Source organism: Kocuria sp. U4B (assembly GCF_054875615.1).
In genome coordinates this window covers 2,601,953-2,618,818 of record NZ_CM142180.1, presented here as the reverse complement: position 1 = coordinate 2,618,818, position 16,866 = coordinate 2,601,953, and the positions used below count along the sequence as shown (strand labels likewise).

Sequence of the window (16,866 nt, the reverse complement as noted above, 5' to 3'; positions counted from 1 at the left end):
ACGGCGGACGGGACACCCGGGGGTGGCGCCCGTCCTTGCGGCACACGCTACACGTTGTCTTTGCTTTAGCGATCACGATGACCGCGTGTGGCGCGCGCCACGGCGCAGCCCGCGGCCGGGCCGGGCGGAGAGGTCCTCGCCACCGCCCCGGTCAGACCGGGCAGGGGCGGGCGCCCAGGGCCTGGCGCAGCGCGTCGGCCGACGTGGCGCTGCTGTTGATGCGCCAGTCGGTCTCCTTGTCGTAGTGGAACCACACCAGCCCGGTCACCCCGGGCTCACGGGCCAGGTAGTACACCAGGTGGGCGTTCCACTGCGCCTTGGACCCGCCGGCCTCGGCGCTGGCGGTCTCGGCGACGATGATCTCCTTGCCCGGGGCGATCCGCCGCAGCTCGGAGAGCCCCCAGCCGAAGAGCTCCCACGGCTGCTGCCAGGTGGACCAGGACTGGGAGGTGCCCCAGTTGTAGCCGTCCAGGGCCACGACGTCGACGTAGGCGGCTCCGGGGTAGAGCCCGTCCAGGGGCGTGGAGCCCCAGTAGGGCACGTTCGGGTTCCACACCCACTGGACGTTGTCGGCCCCGGCCCGGGTGAAGATGTCGTGGACGTGGCGCCAGGCGGCGACGTAGTCCCCGGTCCCGTTGCCGTTGACGCCCTCGGCCCACGGGTACCAGTTGCCGTTCATCTCGTGCCCGAAGCGCAGCATCACCGGGTGGCCCCAGCCGGCCAGGCGGGTGGCCCAGTCGGTGATGTAGGCGTCGTGGTCCCCGGCGGCGATCCGGTCCAGGGAGTAGGCCGGCTGGTTCATCCCTCCGCCCCAGGTCCACGGCTCCCAGGTCAGCAGCGTGGTGGCCCCCGCGGCCCGGGCCTGCTCGAGCTCCCAGTAGGGCACCGGTTGCTTGAAGTCCTTGTAGGCGAGCACCATCGAGGGCTTCTCCCCGGTCAGCGAGGCCACCTCGGCCAGCTCGGCGGAGGCGCCGGCCCCGCCGGGGGTGCCCACGCCGAAGCGCAGAGGACAGGAACGCACCTGCGGAGAAGGCGTCAGGGTGGCCGTGGGGGTGGGGGTGGGGGTCGCGGTGGCCATGGGGGTGGGCTTGCCGGCCTTCTTGGCGGTGGCCGGGGCGGTCAGCGGCGCGGCGAGAGCGGGTGCGGCCGGGGCTGCGAGCAGCAGCGCTCCGGCGACGACCGCGGCGGACAGCATGGGGCGGGGGAAACGGGGCACGGCGGCACTCCTGGGTCCGAGGCTCGCCGCGATCCACGAGCCGGGGCTGGGGGGACGGGCGTCAGCGCCCGGATCGCGCGGTCAACGTAGCACCGGCCGTCGCCGGCGGATCCCGGGGCCGAGCACGGACGTCATAAAGCCAGGTGGCGGGCGTCCTCTCCGGGTCATGACAAGGTCCCCCTGCCCCGGGGACCTACCGGGCTCAGCCCTCGCGGTAGTCGAGGGCCACCTCCAGGCCGCCTCCAGGCCGAAGAACTCCTCAAAGGTCGGCAGCGTGAGCAGCTAGCTGTACTGACCCGCAGCGTTGGTGATGCGCTGGATCGGGTACAGGCCGCCGATGCCGGTGTGGGGTCTGTCCAGGTTGTAGTGCTCCAGCCAATCGGGCAAGGCCTCCACCCGTTCAGTGTTAGTCGGTGTACGCACGGGCGTAGGCCCATTCGGTGGCCAAGGTGCGGTTGAGGCGTTCGGCCTTGCCGTTGGTCCACGGGCAGTGCGGTTTGATGAACTTTTGTCGCGCGCCCAGGGCCGCCACCGCGGCGCGGAATGCCGTGGACTTGCGGTAACCGAAGGCGTTGTCGGTGAGCACCCGCTCGATCGACCTGATGCCGTGGTCGGCGAAGTAGGCCGCGGCCCGGGCCAGGAACCCCGCGCAGGTCGCGCCCTTCTCGTCGTCGTGGATTTCGGTGTAGGCCAGGCGGGAGTGGTCGTCGATGGCGGTGTGCACGAAGTCGTAGCCGAGCCTCTCGTGGCTGGTGCGGTGCAGGGGCGGCTCGGGGCCGGATCGGATCGCCAGCCACCGCCGTCTTCGGATCCTGCCGAGTTTCTTCACATCCAGGTGCACCAGTGATCCCGGATAGGGGTGTTCGTAACGCCGGGACGTGGCCCGGCTGGTGCGGATCACCGTGCCGGTGATCGGATCCACCGCTGTCAACGGCGGGGTGGCGTAGCGGGCCAGGACCCGGCCCACCGTGGCGGCCGGCACTCCGGTGAGCCGGGCGATGACCAGCAGGCCGCGGTGGGTCAGGAATCGGGCGATGCGGATCCTCGTCTCGAGGCAGGGGCGGGTGCGGTGCGGGCACGTGTGCGGGCGGGAGGACCGATCGAGCAGACCGGCGGGGCCCTCCTGCTGCCATCGGCGCCACCACCGCCAGGCCGTGGTGGCCGAGATCCCCATCTCGGCGGCCACGTGCGCCACCGGGCGCCCGGTCGTGATGCGATCGATCAGGATGCGCCGTCCCGCCGGGGTGAGCCGGGCATTAGCGTGGGACATGGGAGACCTCCGTGGTCGGGCCGGAATCTAGACAACTCCACACTCGACCCGGAGGTCTCTCCTGTCATCAACAACCTGGTGGGTCAGTACACCTAGCCGATGGCACTCCGGCCGACGTCCTCCTGCAGAGCCGCGATGAGCTTGGAGCCCACGGGCGCGACCTCGAAGCAGGCCCGCAGCGCGCAGGCGCCGCTCGCGTTGCCCACGTCCATGGCCAGGCCCGTCCGATGCTCGCTGTGGCCGCGCCGGTGTCAGGTGAGGTCAGTCAACCAGCCACTCGGAGGGACCCATTCGTTGGGCACGTAGTGGGTGTAGGGACAGTCACAGCCATGACAGATATACGCCACTTCGGCCAGGGCCACCTGCACCGGGACACCTCCTCTCCCCGGCCTGCCCTTCATCTGCATCATCCGCGCCTGAGACCAGTCGGTGATCTGGATGAATCCCGGCCCGCACTGCGGGCACGTTGGTTCGTGAATCTGCACTGTCTACCCCCCAGCATCCCGGCCCCCGCCAGGATGTAGGCAGATACTAGTGCCCCGGGCTGGCATCCGACAGCCTCGGCCGGCGGCCTGGCGGGAAAGGTTACCGGGGGCTACCTCCCGGCAGTCCACCCCCATGACCAGCAGGACGCGCTTTCCGTCTTCTGACAGGCCCGGATGCTTCCTCTTCGGAGCAGGGCCTCACGGCCACGGATCGGCGACGCGTCGCCACGGTTACGGTCCGCAAGCCGCAGAACCACGGAGCCAAGGATCTCCACCGCACTCACATTCCCTTCACGGGGGATCTCCATGAGGCCAGGGACGCCTGCCGGAAGAAACATTGCCGGCAACGGCTTCGACGTGGCCACGGCGAAGCCTCCGGTCGGGTACTCCCCGGCGGGTAAACGCACCCCGGACACGGCCCCCATGGTGTTCTCGACGAGTTCGCGAAGATGCTGTTGGGGGCATCCCATACCGGCTGTCTCTCGGCCGCAACGCTGGAATCAAGCCGGCAGAGCTGGGTTGATGCCCCGACTGCCGTAGTCCGTGACACAGCCACAACCTCACGGACGTCGATCGGAGCGGAACCGCCTCCGGTCACCCGCATCGGATGTCGAAGCATCCGATGTCCAGCCAGGTGGCGGGCGTCCTCTCCGGGTCATGACAAGGTCCCCCTGCCCCGGGGACCTACCGGCCTCAGCCCTCGCGGTAGTCGAGGGCCACCTCCAGGCCGAAGAACTCCTCAAAGGTCGGCAGCGTGAGCAGCTAGCCGATGGCACTCCGGCCGGCGTCCTCCTGCAGAGCCGCGATGAGCTTGGAGCCCACGGGCGCGACCTCGAAGCAGGCCCGGAGCGCGCAGGCGCCGCTCGCGTTGCCCACGTCCATGGCCAAGCCCGTCCGATGCTCGCTGTGGCCGCGCCGGTGCCAGGTGAGGTCGTCCGCCGTGGCCGGCCCGTGCGGCTGGACGCAGCTGCCACAGAGGCACGCCTGCTACAAGCAGGAGCGGTATCCGCTCACCGGAACGCCGGTCTCCGCGCCCTGCTTGGCTGCTCGGACTGCATACGGCCGAACCTCTTGGGCGTGCAGGTCTCCAGGTCGAGCTTCCGGTGCTTGTTGACGACGATCTGCAGGCTGGGCACCGAATCGACGTCGTAGCCCGCGGCCGCCGCCGGCGGCGCCACGAGACCCACGGTCAGCGGCAGAGTGGCAACCGTCGTCGTCCGAAGTCTTCGCATCATCGTCACGCCCCTCAAGCGTCGGAGGGGATCTCGGCACATGCCACCGTTCCCGCCCCGCGCTCGCATGGTTGCGCCGGAATTTTGAGGCACGGTGTGGAGCGGGGAGAGGACCCGTCGACACGCGCTCCCACGTGGGCGTCCGGTCGTCCGGGGTCGTCGCGCCCCGGGTCCTGGTATTCCTGTCGTGGCCGCGCCGCGCGGCCCCCGACTCCTCCCCGACAGGACGCCATGACCGCTGTGCTCGCCCTCTACGTGACGGCCGTCGCGCTCTCCGCGACGCTCCTGACCACCGTCACGGTGGCCCGGGTCCGGACCGCTCTGCTCGAGCGGCAGAAGCCGCGCCGGAGGACCCGTCTGCCCGTCGGCACGTGGGTCAGCAGGACCTGACCGCGGGTCCGGAGCGGGACGAGGTGCAGTGGGAGCAGGTGGAGCCCCCTACCGGATTCGAACCGGTGACCCCCTGTTTACAAGACAGGTGCTCTGGCCAGCTGAGCTAAGGAGGCGGGCGTCCGCCGGCGGGGCCGGACGGACGGTTACCCAGGATATCGGACCCCTGGGGCACCGCCTAAATCGCCCTGGGCCGGACATGGCGACGGCGCCGCGCCCGGCAGGGGGCGCGGCGCCGTCGCGCTGCAGGCACGAGCCCTACTTGTTGGCCTTGATCGCCTCGTCGAGCGCGTCCTGGAAGGCCTCGTTGCCGAGCTTCTCGCCGTCGATGAACACGGTCGGGGTGCCGGACACGCCGTGGGCCAGGGCCTCCTGGGAGACCACGTTGACCAGCGGGCGCCAGGTGTTCTCCTCCAGGGCGGAACCGATGTCGGCGCCGTGCTTGGCGGCGATCTCTACGAGCTGCTCGTCGTCCAGCCCGCCGGTGCCCTGGTGGGAGAAGACCTCCTCGACGTAGGCCAGGTACTGCTCGGTGGAGACCTGGTTGCCGACCTCGTAGGCGGCGCTCGCGGCGCGGGAGGAGTACTGGGTGGGGGTCGCCCGGTCGAGGAAGTTGAGGTTGCGGTACTCCAGGGTGATGTCCCCGGCGGTCACGGCCTCCTCCAGGGCGGCGCCGTTCTCCTTCTCGAAGTCGGCGCAGTGCACGCACTCGAAGTCCTGGAAGATCACGACCTGCACGGGGTCGTCGGACTCCTCGGCCTGCGCCGGGTCGACGATCCCCGGCGGGACGGCGTTCGCGTCCGGGCTCTTCGGGGCCTCGGGCACCTCGGCGAGATCGCGCTCGGCGACCTCGGAGCCGTCCTTGACGACCCCGTCCGCGGTGAGCACGGTGCCGCCCCACTGGTTGGCGCTGGCCGGCACGGGCCCGGCCTCCGGGATCTGCTGGGCGCGGTTCTGCGCCACCACGACGCCGATCACGGCCAGGATCACCAGGACCAGGGCGAGGATGCCGAACTGGAGCAGCCGACGGGAGCGCTTGTCCTGCCGGGCGTGCTGGTCGGCGATCTGGCGGGCCCGCTCGCGGGCGGCGTCGCGGCTCTGGTGCTTCGGGTCTGGGCTGCTGCTGGAAGCCATGGGTCCTTCTCGGAGATCCTCGGGGGCGGATGCGGGCGGTGTCGAGGCCCAGATTATCGGACCGGCCCGTACGCGCCGACTCAGCGGGCACCCAGGGAAACCATGAGTGTACTGACGATTAGACTGGGCGGCAGGACGCCGAAGACCGACGGAAGGACTCCCCCGTGAGCGCAGAGCAGAGCCCCGCACCCACCACCCCGCGGCGGGAGGACGGAGCCCCGGAGCAGGGATACGACTTCGTCGTCGTGTCCAACCGCCTGCCGGTCGAGCGCGTCGTCGAGGACGGCACGGCCTCGTGGCGGCGCTCCCCCGGCGGGCTCGTGGCCGCCCTCTCGCCCGTGATGGCCCGCAACGACGGCGCCTGGGTGGGCTGGCACGGGGCGGCCGACGAGACGCTGGAGCGCTTCGACCACGACGTCTTCCACCTCGCCCCCGTGCCGCTGTCCGCCCAGGAGGTCGAGGCGTACTACGAGGGATTCTCCAACGCCACGCTGTGGCCGCTGTACCACGACGTCATCGCGCCCCCGGAGTTCCACCGCGCGTGGTGGAACGTCTACCGCCGGGTCAACCGCCGCTTCGCCGAGATGACGGCCGAGGTCGCCGCCGAGAACGCCACCGTGTGGGTGCAGGACTACCAGCTGCAGCTCGTCCCGAAGATGCTCCGGGACCTCCGCCCGGACCTCACGATCGGGTTCTTCAACCACATCCCGTTCCCGCCCCTGGAGATCTTCGCGCAGCTGCCGTGGCGCCGGGCGGTGCTCGAGGGGCTCTCGGGGGCGGACCTCATCGGCTTCCAGCGGCCCGGGGACGCCCAGAACTTCCAGCGCTGCGTGCGCCGGTTCCTCGACGTGGCCTTCAGGAACGGCGAGGCCAGCTTCGGCAACGGCGACGCCGAGTGGACCGTCCGCGCCCACGCCTACCCGATCTCGATCGACGCCGAGGCGATCCAGGAGCTGGCCTCCCGCCCGGAGATCAAGCGGCGGGCCCAGGAGATCCGGGAGGAGCTCGGGAACCCGGAGACCGTGTTCCTCGGCGTGGACCGCCTCGACTACACCAAGGGCATCATCCACCGGATCAAGGCCTACGGGGAGCTGCTCGAGGACGGCCGGATCGAGGTGGGCCCCTCCGTGCTGGTGCAGGTAGCCAACCCGTCCCGGGAGCGGGTGGAGTCCTACGTCCAGCTGCGCGAGCAGGTGGAGGGGGTGGTGGGCCACCTCAACGGGCAGTTCGACACCATCTCCCACACCGCGATCCGCTACCTGCACCACGGCTACCCGTTCGAGGAGATGGTCGCCCTCTACCTGGCCACCGACGTCATGCTCGTGACCTCTCTGCGGGACGGGATGAACCTGGTGGCCAAGGAGTACGTCGCGGCGAAGACGGACGGGTCGGGCGCGCTCGTCCTCTCCGAGTTCACGGGCGCGGCCGAGCAGCTGCGGCAGGCCCTGCTCGTGAACCCGCACGACATCGACGGGCTCAAGGACGCGATGCTGCGCGCCAAGGACATGCCCCCGGCGGAGGCGAAGAAGCGGATGCGCTCGATGCGCCGCCAGGTGCTGGGCAACGACGTCAACGACTGGTCGGAGGCGTTCCTGCGCGACCTCGCCCGCACCCGTCCCGCGGCCGGCCCGGAGGAGCAGCGATGACGGGCCCGCACGAGGACGCCCACCGGGGTCTCGACGACGCCCTCGACCGGGCAGCCCGCGCCGGGACGCTGCTGGTCGCCCTGGACTTCGACGGGACCCTGGCCCCGTTCACGGACGACCCCGCCGACAGCCGGGCCCTGCCCGAGGCGCAGTCCGCCCTGGAGGAGCTGCTCGCCCTGGACCGCACGTACGTGGCGGTCATCTCCGGGCGGCCCATGGCGTTCCTGCGCTCGGACGTGGACCCGGCGGGGCGGATGCTGCTCTCCGGCTCGCACGGGGCGGAGATGCACCTGGAGGCGCTGGGCGCAGCGGCCGGGGACGCCGCCGTGCAGCTCACCCCCGCCCAGGCGCAGCTGCTGGCGCGCGCCACCGCGCTCGTCCAGGAGCAGGTGGGGCGCTACCCGGGGTCGCGGCTGGAGCGCAAGCCCACGGGTGCGGCCTTCCACACCCGCACCATGCGCGACCAGTCCCTGTGCGCCCGGGCGGAGCGGGAGATGATTGAGGCGTTCGAGCAGCTCGAGGGCCTGAAGGTCACCCCGGGCCAGCACGTCGTCGAGTCCTCCGCGCACTCCGCGACGAAGGGCGAGGGCATCACCGCGTTCATGCAGGCCACCGGCGCCGACGTGACCCTGTTCGCCGGCGACGACGTCACCGACGAGAACGCGATGCGCGAACTGGGACCGGGCGACGTCGGGATCAAGGTCGGCTCGGGGGACACCGCCGCCGCCCACCGGGTGCGCTCCCCCGCCGAGCTGGCCGCCGCGCTGGCACGGCTGGCCGCGTGGCGGCGGGAGGCCCTCGGCTGACGGCGCGTCGCTGCCGCACCGCCTCCGGACGTGAGTAGGATCACATCGACCCGCACCGGGTTGCTTTTTCCTTCGGATCGTCCGGCACGTGCCTGCCGGGAAAGAGGCTTGGACCATGTCTGCTGTGCGCTACGCCAACGTCACCTGTCAGTATCCCGGGGCCGTGCGGCCCTCGGTGACGGACCTGAACCTGGAGATCGCCGACGGGGAGTTCCTCGTGCTGGTGGGCCCGTCGGGGTGCGGCAAATCCACCACGCTGCGGATGCTCGCCGGACTCGAGGAGGTCACCGCCGGGTCGATCTTCATCGGCGACCGCGACGTCACCGAGGTCCCCTCCCGCGACCGCGACATCGCGATGGTGTTCCAGAACTACGCCCTGTACCCCCACATGAGCGTGGCCGAGAACATGGGCTTCGCCCTGAAGATCGCCAAGGTCGGTGCCGAGGAGAGACGGCGCCGGGTGGAGGAGGCCGCGAAGATCCTTGACCTGACCCCCTACCTGGACCGCAAGCCCAAGGCCCTGTCCGGGGGCCAGCGCCAGCGGGTGGCCATGGGCCGGGCGATCGTGCGCTCCCCGCAGGTGTTCCTCATGGACGAGCCGCTGTCGAACCTGGACGCGAAGCTGCGGGTGCAGACCCGCACCCAGATCGCCTCCCTCACCCGCCGGCTGGGGGTCACCACCGTCTACGTCACCCACGACCAGGTGGAGGCGATGACCATGGGCGACCGGGTGGCCGTGCTCAAGGACGGGCACCTCATGCAGGTCGACACCCCCGGGCGCTCTACGACCGGCCCAACTCGGAGTTCGTGGCCGGGTTCATCGGCTCCCCGGCGATGAACCTCTTCCGGGCGCCGGTGCGGGCCGGGGCGGCGGTGTTCGGCACGGTGCGGGTCCAGCTGAGCCGGGAGCAGGAGGCGGCGCTGACCGGCGGGCAGGTCACCGTGGGGATCCGCCCGGAGGACCTGGCCCCGGCCCCGGAGGGCACGGGGCTGCCGATCGTGGCCGATGTGGTGGAGGAGCTCGGGGCCGACGCGTTCGTCTACGGCCACCTCGCCCCGGTCACCGCCGCGCACACGGTGGTGCAGATCGACCCCACCGCCACCGCCGGCGCGGAGGCGGAGGCGGGGGCGGCGGGCGCCGAGGAGGGTCCGGGGGCCCACGAGATCATCGTCCGGGTCGCCGGGCGCACCCCGCCCCGGCCCGGGACCACCCTGTGGGTCGCCCCCGACACCACCCGCCTGCACCTGTTCGACGCCACCACCGGCACCCGCCTCCCCGACTGACGCCCCTCCGGCCGCTGCGCGGTGCACGACGCGAGAACGCCCTCCCCCGCCCGGGGAGGGCGTCCTCGCGTCCCGGCCGTCTCCCTTCCGGCGGTCGCACGGCTCTGGCTGCTGCGGCAGGTCTTCGACATGACCTCGTTCATCGGCAAGACCGCCGTGGACGTGTGGGCCCACCTCGTCACCGGCCCCGAGGCGGCCGCGGACCGGCGGAGCGTCCTCGGCCAGCTGGGCACCACCCTGGAAGACGCCGCGCCCCGCGTCGTGACCGGCCTCGTGCTCGCCGTCGTCGTGGCGGCGGTCTTCGCCCTGTTCCGCGGGGTCGAGCACGCCCTGATGCCCCTGGCCATGCCGCTGCGCTCACTGCCGCTCGTGGCGATGGCCCCGGTCATCATCCTCGTCCTCGGCCGTCGAGAGGCGTCGGTGGCGGCGATGGGCGCCGTCGTGGTCGTGCCCCTCGCCTCGATCCTGCTCTGCTCGCTGGTCCCGCTGCTCGAGCACCTCGTGGCCGCCCGGTCCGGCGTCCCGCGCTGAGCCCGGGCCCGTACCGGGGCTCAGCGCAGGTCGAGCTCGTCCAGCCGGTCGTAGAGCTCGGCCGTGCGCTCCACGCGCCGCCGGCCCTGCGCCCCGGTGGCGGCCAGCACCCCGTCGGCCAGCACCGCGACCAGGCTCATGGCCGTCGCGTAGGAGTCGAAGGGCCCGATGCTGTCCAGGGGGCACTCGAGCCACAGGTCGACGCCTCCCGCGTACCGGCGGGCCGTCGCGTCCGCCACCAGCAGCACCCGCGCGCCGGTCGCCGTGCACGCCTCCACGAGCACGTCGAAGCCGCGGGGGCGGCGGCGGAACCCCACCAGCACGACCACGTCGCCCTCGCCGAGGTCCACGAGCTCCTCGCCGAGGGTCTGTCCGGGCAGGGGCGCGAGGCGCACCCCGGGACGGGCCTGCTGGAGCTGCTGCTTCAGGTGCAGGGCGACGGCGTGGCTGTTGCGCAGCCCGATCAGCAGCACCCGTTCCGCCTCGGCGAGCGCGGAGACCGAGCGCGCCAGGCGGTCGTCCGCCGGGTCGAAGACCCGGCGGAGGTTCTTCAGCTCCTGCTCGAGGTGCTGCGCCAGCTCGGGGTCGGTGCCGGCGCCGAGGGGCACGCCCTGCTGGCGCAGGCTGCGGGCCATCTCCTTCACCTCGGTGAAGGACTCGAAGCCGAGGTGCCGGTAGAGCCGGGACAGGGTCGCGCGGGAGACCCCGCTCATCTGCGCCAGCTCCGCGGAGCTGTACAGGGCGAGGTCGTCGAGGTGGTCCAGGATCAGGTCGGCGGCCCGCCGCTCCTGGGGCGAGAGCTCGTCGTAGCGGGCGTGGATGCGCTGTTCGATGGACACCCTCACCACCCTAGCCAGCCGCGGCCCCGGCGGCGTCGGCCCGGTCCCGCCCGACGGGCGGGCGGGAGAGGGTCGCGCACCGGGCTTGGTAGCATGGCGCGGTATGAAGGCATTCGCGGAGTCGGACGCCCGCCTGCCGGACGACGCCCCTCCGCCCGGCGGGGGATCCCGGCGGGTCTCGATCCAGACAGCGTTCCCGGACCCCGTGCTGCTGGAGCTGCCGTGGGAGGTTCCCCTCGAGCAGTGGCCGGACGACGTCCTGGCCGCCCTCCCCCGCGGCATCTCGCGCCACGTGGTGCGCTTCGCCCACGCCGGCGAGAAGGTCGTGGCCGTGAAGGAGACCACGCCCCACTACGCCCGGCACGAGTACGCCATCCTGCGCCGGCTCAACCGCATGGGCATTCCCTCCGTCGTCCCGGACAGCGTGGTCACCCACCGGTACACCCCCGAGGGCGAGGAGCTGCCCGCCGCGCTGGTGACGGACCACCTGAGCTTCTCCCTGCCCTACCGGGCGATCTTCTCCGCCGGCCCCCACGCGGCGACCGTCGAGCGGCTCGTGGACGCCCTCGCGTCCCTCATCGTCCAGCTGCACCTGTCCGGGTTCTACTGGGGCGACGTCTCCCTGTCCAACACCCTGTTCCGCCGGGACGCCGGCGCGTTCGCGGCCTACCTCGTGGACGCGGAGACCGGGGAGCTGCACCCGGAGCTGACCCGGGGCCAGCGGGGGTACGACATCGAGCTGGCCCGCACCAACGTGGCCGGGGAGATCATGGACCTGCTGGCCGGGGCCGCCGAGGAGGGCCACGACCTCACCGACGCGATCGACCCCTTCGAGGTCTCCGACCGGCTCGTCGCCACCTACAGCTTCCTGTGGCGGGAGCTGACGGTGGAGGAGTCCTTCAGCATGGACGAGCGCTGGCGGGTGGTCGAGCGGGTGCGCCGGCTCAACGAGCTCGGCTTCGACGTCGAGGAGGCGTCGCTGGAGACCGACGAGGGGCGGATCCGGCTGCGCCCCCAGGTCGTGGAGCCGGGCCACCACACCCGGCGGCTGCAGCGGCTCACCGGCCTGCGGACCCACGAGAACCAGGCGCGGCGCCTGCTGACCGACATCGCCCAGCTCGGCCAGGACCTCTACCCGGGCCTCGACGAGGAGCTCGTGGCCCAGCTGTGGATGCGCGAGGTCTTCTCCCCGATCATGGAGGCCGTTCCCCCGTCGATGCGCCGCAAGCTCGAGCCCGCCGAGATCGTGCACGAGGTCCTCGAGCACCGCTGGTTCATGTCCGAGCGCGTCGGCAAGGACGTGCCGACCCCCGCCGCGGTCCGGGACTACGTGGCCTCTCAGCTGGCCCTGCGCCCGGACGAGCAGGAGATCTTCTGAGCCGGCCGCGGCCGGAGGGGCGTCAGCTCCGGTGCGCGCCCAGGACCCCGGTGAGGGTCCGGTGCACCCGAGCGGGCCAGTCCTCCCCCAGCTCGCCGTAGCGGGCCACGTGGGAGTAGGCGGAGCCGAGGACGAAGTCCAGGACTACGTCGACGTCGAGGTCCGCACTCAGCCGGCCCGCTGCGATCTCGGCGACGAGCAGCTCCCGCAGCCGCTCCACCCGCGGCCGGACCAGGTGCTCGCGCAGGATCCGGGAGGTCTCCGAGAGGGGGTCGCTCAGCAGGGACACCGCCACGCCGATCCCCATGTCCTGCAGCAGGAAGTGCAGCGCCTCGGCCAGCCCGTCCTCCCAGTTGGCGGGGGCCGCCGGCCGCTGCGGGGTGTACGTGGACCCGGCGTGGCCCAGGGCGCCCTCGAGCATCTCCAGGCTGTTGGCGTAGCGCCGGTAGATCGACGTCTTGGCCACCCCGGAGGCCGCCGAGACCGCCTCGATCGTCACCCGCTGGGGCCCGCCCTCCCGCAGGAGGGCGAGCGCCGCCGCGGTGATCTTCTTGTCCGTGGACACGGTCCGCGGGTCGGTCCGGTCGTCGCCGGCCATCGCCGTCCCCTCCTGCCCGTGCCGCCGCCGCCCGCCGCCGTCCGCCGCGGGGGCGGTCAGGCCGTCTTCCAGTCCTCGACGGGCCAGTGGTTGCGCCGCGCCAGCCGGTACAGGGCCAGATCCGGGTTGACGGCGTAGGGGTGGCCCACGAGCGAGAGCCAGCTGGCGTCCGCGTGGGAGTCCCCGTAGCCGTACGAGCGGGAGAGGTCGAAGCCCCCGCCCTCGGTGTACTTCTTCAGCCACTGGGCCCGGGCCTCGTCCACGAGGGGCGGGGTGGCCAGGTAGCCGGTCATCACGCCGTCGCGCTCGTCCATCCGCCCGGCCACGACCTCGTCGAACAGGTGCGCGAGCGGCTCCACGAGCAGGTCGATCGACCCGGTGACCAGCACGGTGCGGTGGCCCGCGGCCCGGTGCTCCTGGATCCGGGCCAGGGCCCCGGGCTTGAGCAGCCGCCGCATGTCCTGGCCCAGCGGCCCGGACACGAGCTCGCGGACGGTCGCGGCCGGCACGCCCTGGTAGCGGCGCATGAACGCGCGGATGAACTCGCCGCGGTCCCGCTTCTCGGCCTTGAGGTAGGTCGGGGCGCTGGAGACGAGGTCGGCCAGCTCGGCCGGCCACTTGGCCGGGCTCAGCGTGCGCCGGCGCAGCTGCAGGTACTGGTGGATGACCGTGGAGTCGAGGACGGTGCCCTCGAGGTCGAAGACCGCGACCACGTCCGTGCCCTCGCTCAGCGCCCGCTTCGGGGCGTTGCGCCGCTTGGCCGCCGCCCGGAGCCGGCCGTAGGCCTTGGTCATGTCCGTCAGGGCCGGCAGGTGGACGTTCTGCCAGTAGTCGGTCCAGTCGACGGCGCGGACGTCGAAGGTGAGGTCCTCGGGGGTGCCGGCCGGCAGGGAGTCGTTGAGCTGGCGGGTGCGGGCGTCGTCGAAGATCATCTCGGTGCGCGTGTAGGACTGGTAGAGGTCCACGTAGGTGCGCAGGGAGCCGAGCCCGGACTGCACCCGGTGCAGGGAGTTGGCCCACTCGCGGGTCCGGGAGGTCGCGGGCAGCACCGCGGTGAGCTTCCCGCCCACGGCCGAGAGCTTCTCCTTGACGGCCAGCGAGCGCTCCACGGCGTTGTTGGCGGGGAACTTCCACTCGGGCACCCGGATGGGGTTGCCCTCGGCGTCCTCGAGCGGGTGGGCGGTGAAGAACGTGTGCACGTTCTCGTACATCTCGTGGAACGGCAGCGGGTTCGAGGCGCCGGAGCACACCTGGTAGTAGCCCGGCTCCGGGTCTGGGGCGCCCGGCGCGGTGACCTCGCCCGACGGCGCCCGGTGGCCTCCCGTGGCCAGCGCCACGATCGCGTTGACCACCAGGTCCACGGGGATGACGTCCAGCACCGAGTCCGGCAGCCCCGGGAACTCCGGCAGCGCGCCCTTGGCGTAGGCCATGATCAGCGGGTCGGCGACCTTGTAGCCGTCGATCCACCCCGGGTACGGGTGGCGCAGCGCGGACTCGATGATGGACGGGCGCACCACGGACAGCCGGTGGCCGGTGCCGGCCCACTTCTGCTCGGCGATGCGCTCGCCGAGGGCCTTGGTGAAGGTGTAGACGTCCGTCCAGCCGAGGGACTGGGCGCGGGTCCGCCCGTACTCGACGAGCCGGGTGCGGATCCACTCCTGGCGGGCGGCCTCCGCGGCGCGGGCCACCGACTTGGGGCCCTCCTTGCCGTGACCGGCCGCGGCGGCGTCGATGACGGCCTGCAGCTGCTCGGGGGCCCGGGACGCCATCTCGGCCTCGTCGCGCGCCTGCAGCGCCGCGTGGAACTCGGCGGACCAGTCGGCGTCGTGGTCCACGGGCGCCTCGGGGCGCAGCCCCTTGGCGATGCCCCCGACGTAGCAGGTGGACACGTGGATCACGTGGGGGTCCTGCCCGGAGGCCAGCAGCGCGTCGTAGAGGCCCTGGGCGCCCCCGACGTTGGTGGTGAACGCCTCGTCGATGGGCGGGTCGAAGGAGACGGTCGAGGCCGAGTGGATCACCACGTCGAACGGGTCGGTGATCTCCGCGAGCGCGGAGAGGTCGCCCTCCAGCACGGCGGTGCGCTCGGCGAAGACCCGGCGGGCCTCCTCCTCCCCCAGGGCCTCGCGCCACCCGCGGAACACGGGCTTGCGCAGCAGCTGCCGCAGCCGCTGCTCCCCGGTGATGCTGCCCTTGGGCCGCACGACCGCGGTGACGTGCACGCCCTCGTGGGCGGAGAGCAGACGTTCGAGCACGGCCTGGCCGAGGAAGCCGGTGGCGCCCGTGAGCAGGACGCGCGTGGTGGGGGTCTCGGTCAAGGATGTTCCTCCGGGTGGTGTGCTGGTCCGCCGTCCGTGCGGAGCGGGCGGGGGGGCAGGGCGCGGGCCGGCCACGGCGGAGACCCGCGCACGGACCGCACAGTCTACGCTACGGCTACCGTAGTGTAGCCTAGATCTCATGCTTACCGCTCTCGTGACGGGGGGGACGTCCGGCATCGGTGCCGCGTTCGCCGAGGCCTTGGCTCGCCGTGGACATGCGCTCGTACTGGTGGCCCGCGATGCGGACCGGCTCGAGCAGACGGCCGCCCGGTTGCGCGCCGCGCACGGCGTGCCCGTGGAGGTCCTGTCCGCGGACCTGGTCGACCGCGCGGACGTCGACCGTGTGGCCGCGCGCATCGAGGACCCGGCCCGGCCCGTGGACGTGGTCGTCAACAACGCCGGCTTCTCCGTGAAGACCCCCTTCAGCGCCGAGGACACCTCCGCCCACGACCGCGCGTTCGAGGTCATGTGCCGGGCGGTGCTCGTGCTGTCCTCCGCCGCGGCGCGGGCGATGACGGCCCGCGGCTCCGGCTGGATCATCAACGTCTCCTCCGTCGCCGGGCTGATCACGATGGGCTCGTACTCGGCGCTCAAGACCTACACCACCGCCTTCACCGAGGCCCTGGCGGTCGAGCTCGCCGGCACGGGGGTGCACGTCACCGCGCTGCTGCCCGGGTGGGTGCGCACCGAGTTCCACGAGCGCGCCGGGATCACCGGCTCCTCGATCCCCTCCTTCATGTGGCTCACGCCCGAGCGGGTCGTCGAGGAGGCGCTCGACGACGTCGCGCGCGGCAAGGTGATCTCCATGCCCACCCGGCGCTACCGGCTCCTCGCGCTCTTCCTGCGCCACGCGCCCCGGTCCACGGTGCGCAGGATCTCCGGGCTGGTCGCGTCCGCCCGCCAGAAGGAACGGGCGGCCGGCTCATGACGCCCCGCGAGCCGCGCGAGCCGCGGGATCCCGTCCAGCGATCCATCGACGGCGGCAGCCGGTCCTCCTCCCCGGAGGAGCCCGCGCCGCCCGCGCCGCCGGCGTCGTCGGCCCACCTGGACGCCGCGCGGTTCCGCAGCCCGGTGCGCCGGGTCGCCCGCCGGATCGCCCAGGCGGTGTTCCTGCGCGGTCTCGTCTACCACGTGATCCGCCGCACGGTGGTGACCCACCCCGGTGCGGCAGCGCTGGAGGGGGCCTGCATCGTCGTGGCGAACCACTCCAGCCACCTCGACGCCCCGCTCGTGCTGGGCTCGGTGCCGCCGCGGATCCGCCGGGACCTCGCGACCGGCGTCGCCGCGGACTACTTCTTCACCGCCCCGCACAAGCGGGTGTTCACCGAGCTGATCTTCAACGCCTTCCCGGTGGACCGCACCGGCAGCGGGGCGAACCGGGGGCTGTCCAAGCAGCTGCTCAAGTCGGGCGTGCCCCTGCTCATCTTCCCCGAGGGCACACGCTCCCGCACGGGCAAGATGGGCTCCTTCAAGGTGGGCGCCGCGGGGCTCGCCAAGGCCGTGGGCGTGCCGGTCGTCCCGGTCGCGCTGATCGGGGCCTACGAGGCCATGCCGCGCGGGGCCAACTGGCCGCGGCGGGGGCGCCCGCCGGTGGTCGTCGCCGTCGGCGAGCCGCTGCGCGCCCGGGAGAAGGAGCCCACGGCCTCCTTCAACGACCGCATCGAGGCCTCCGTGCGCGCGCTCTACGCCGAGCACCGCCCGCGCCTCGACGGCTGAGCACCGTCCCCCACCCCCCGAGATCC

Annotated in this window: 14 protein-coding genes, 1 tRNA gene and 2 pseudogenes; 8 read left to right on the top strand and 9 right to left on the bottom strand. The window is 72.4% G+C overall.

What is annotated here, in order from left to right; all coding sequences use genetic code 11:
• Nucleotides 1-151: 151 nt before the first annotated feature.
• The 4 genes and pseudogenes from ACYSMR_RS12415 to ACYSMR_RS12400 all read right to left on the bottom strand — a co-directional run bounded on the left by ACYSMR_RS12415 (nt 152) and on the right by ACYSMR_RS12400 (nt 4,212).
• On the bottom strand, nt 152-1,216 hold the full coding sequence (locus tag ACYSMR_RS12415; RefSeq protein ID WP_461745580.1) for a glycoside hydrolase family 26 protein: 1,065 nt from the start codon (nt 1,214-1,216) through the stop codon (nt 152-154).
• Between the two features lie 282 nt (nt 1,217-1,498).
• Nucleotides 1,499-2,486: pseudogene (locus ACYSMR_RS12410) on the bottom strand (IS481 family transposase).
• Nucleotides 2,487-3,733: 1,247 nt separating this feature from the next.
• The gene (locus ACYSMR_RS12405; protein ID WP_461745578.1) at nt 3,734-3,859 is read right to left on the bottom strand and encodes a hypothetical protein; all 126 of its coding nucleotides are present in this window, start codon (nt 3,857-3,859) and stop codon (nt 3,734-3,736) included.
• A gap of 122 nt (nt 3,860-3,981) precedes the next feature.
• A complete protein-coding gene (locus ACYSMR_RS12400; RefSeq protein ID WP_461745576.1) occupies nt 3,982-4,212 on the bottom strand; it encodes a hypothetical protein in 231 nt (76 codons plus the stop codon).
• 222 nt (nt 4,213-4,434) lie between these two features.
• Between ACYSMR_RS12400 and ACYSMR_RS12395 the strand changes: the two genes are divergently transcribed.
• Nucleotides 4,435-4,593: a hypothetical protein gene (locus ACYSMR_RS12395; protein ID WP_461745574.1), complete on the top strand. Its 159-nt coding sequence runs from the start codon at nt 4,435-4,437 to the stop codon at nt 4,591-4,593.
• A gap of 39 nt (nt 4,594-4,632) precedes the next feature.
• Here ACYSMR_RS12395 and ACYSMR_RS12390 read toward each other — a convergent pair.
• A tRNA-Thr gene (locus tag ACYSMR_RS12390) sits at nt 4,633-4,709 on the bottom strand.
• Between the two features lie 142 nt (nt 4,710-4,851).
• Nucleotides 4,852-5,727, bottom strand: a complete 876-nt coding sequence (locus tag ACYSMR_RS12385; RefSeq protein ID WP_461745572.1) for a DsbA family protein — start codon at nt 5,725-5,727, stop codon at nt 4,852-4,854.
• A gap of 164 nt (nt 5,728-5,891) precedes the next feature.
• On the opposite strand from ACYSMR_RS12385, the gene ACYSMR_RS12380 reads away from it, so the two are divergent.
• From ACYSMR_RS12380 to ACYSMR_RS12365, 4 genes and pseudogenes are all read left to right on the top strand, one after another.
• Nucleotides 5,892-7,373: an alpha,alpha-trehalose-phosphate synthase (UDP-forming) gene (locus tag ACYSMR_RS12380; RefSeq protein ID WP_461745570.1), complete on the top strand. Its 1,482-nt coding sequence runs from the start codon at nt 5,892-5,894 to the stop codon at nt 7,371-7,373.
• Nucleotides 7,370-8,179 carry a trehalose-phosphatase gene (gene otsB, locus ACYSMR_RS12375; protein WP_461745568.1) on the top strand — a complete coding sequence of 270 codons (810 nt, stop codon included), beginning with the start codon at nt 7,370-7,372 and terminating at the stop codon, nt 8,177-8,179. The genes ACYSMR_RS12380 and otsB overlap by 4 nt, the downstream gene beginning before the upstream one ends.
• Before the next feature lie 115 nt (nt 8,180-8,294).
• Nucleotides 8,295-9,463: pseudogene (locus ACYSMR_RS12370) on the top strand (ABC transporter ATP-binding protein).
• A gap of 129 nt (nt 9,464-9,592) precedes the next feature.
• Nucleotides 9,593-9,994, top strand: coding sequence for a hypothetical protein (locus ACYSMR_RS12365; RefSeq protein WP_461745566.1), 402 nt, complete (start codon nt 9,593-9,595; stop codon nt 9,992-9,994).
• Between the two features lie 20 nt (nt 9,995-10,014).
• Here ACYSMR_RS12365 and ACYSMR_RS12360 read toward each other — a convergent pair whose 3' ends face one another.
• Entirely contained in the window at nt 10,015-10,833 is an 819-nt protein-coding gene (locus ACYSMR_RS12360) for a MurR/RpiR family transcriptional regulator (protein WP_461745564.1), read from the bottom strand.
• Nucleotides 10,834-10,936: 103 nt separating this feature from the next.
• On the opposite strand from ACYSMR_RS12360, the gene ACYSMR_RS12355 reads away from it, so the two are divergent.
• On the top strand, nt 10,937-12,211 hold the full coding sequence (locus ACYSMR_RS12355; protein ID WP_461745562.1) for a DUF4032 domain-containing protein: 1,275 nt from the start codon (nt 10,937-10,939) through the stop codon (nt 12,209-12,211).
• Between the two features lie 22 nt (nt 12,212-12,233).
• Here ACYSMR_RS12355 and ACYSMR_RS12350 read toward each other — a convergent pair whose 3' ends face one another.
• Together ACYSMR_RS12350 and ACYSMR_RS12345 are read right to left on the bottom strand one after the other, a co-directional pair.
• Nucleotides 12,234-12,809, bottom strand: coding sequence for a TetR/AcrR family transcriptional regulator (locus tag ACYSMR_RS12350; RefSeq protein WP_309125915.1), 576 nt, complete (start codon nt 12,807-12,809; stop codon nt 12,234-12,236).
• Between the two features lie 56 nt (nt 12,810-12,865).
• Nucleotides 12,866-15,124 carry an HAD-IB family hydrolase gene (locus tag ACYSMR_RS12345; RefSeq protein ID WP_461745559.1) on the bottom strand — a complete coding sequence of 753 codons (2,259 nt, stop codon included), beginning with the start codon at nt 15,122-15,124 and terminating at the stop codon, nt 12,866-12,868.
• Nucleotides 15,125-15,263: 139 nt separating this feature from the next.
• Here ACYSMR_RS12345 and ACYSMR_RS12340 point away from each other — a divergent pair, with 139 nt between their 5' ends.
• Both ACYSMR_RS12340 and ACYSMR_RS12335 read left to right on the top strand, forming a co-directional pair.
• A complete protein-coding gene (locus ACYSMR_RS12340) occupies nt 15,264-16,052 on the top strand; it encodes an SDR family NAD(P)-dependent oxidoreductase (RefSeq protein ID WP_251334763.1) in 789 nt (262 codons plus the stop codon).
• A complete protein-coding gene (locus ACYSMR_RS12335; RefSeq protein ID WP_251334762.1) occupies nt 16,049-16,840 on the top strand; it encodes a lysophospholipid acyltransferase family protein in 792 nt (263 codons plus the stop codon). Before ACYSMR_RS12340 ends, ACYSMR_RS12335 begins: the two co-directional genes overlap by 4 nt.
• Nucleotides 16,841-16,866: the final 26 nt, after the last annotated feature.

Bases quoted from the DNA above. Each gene is read 5' to 3' on its own strand.
- otsB (WP_461745568.1), top strand. From the start codon at position 7,370: ATGACGGGCCCGCACGAGGACGCCCACCGGGGTCTCGACGACGCCCTC.
- ACYSMR_RS12340 (WP_251334763.1), top strand. From the start codon at position 15,264: ATGCTTACCGCTCTCGTGACGGGGGGGACGTCCGGCATCGGTGCCGCG.
- ACYSMR_RS12350 (WP_309125915.1), bottom strand. From the start codon at position 12,809: ATGGCCGGCGACGACCGGACCGACCCGCGGACCGTGTCCACGGACAAG.
- ACYSMR_RS12395 (WP_461745574.1), top strand. From the start codon at position 4,435: ATGACCGCTGTGCTCGCCCTCTACGTGACGGCCGTCGCGCTCTCCGCG.
- ACYSMR_RS12365 (WP_461745566.1), top strand. From the start codon at position 9,593: ATGACCTCGTTCATCGGCAAGACCGCCGTGGACGTGTGGGCCCACCTC.
- ACYSMR_RS12335 (WP_251334762.1), top strand. From the start codon at position 16,049: ATGACGCCCCGCGAGCCGCGCGAGCCGCGGGATCCCGTCCAGCGATCC.
- ACYSMR_RS12385 (WP_461745572.1), bottom strand. From the start codon at position 5,727: ATGGCTTCCAGCAGCAGCCCAGACCCGAAGCACCAGAGCCGCGACGCC.
- ACYSMR_RS12355 (WP_461745562.1), top strand. From the start codon at position 10,937: ATGAAGGCATTCGCGGAGTCGGACGCCCGCCTGCCGGACGACGCCCCT.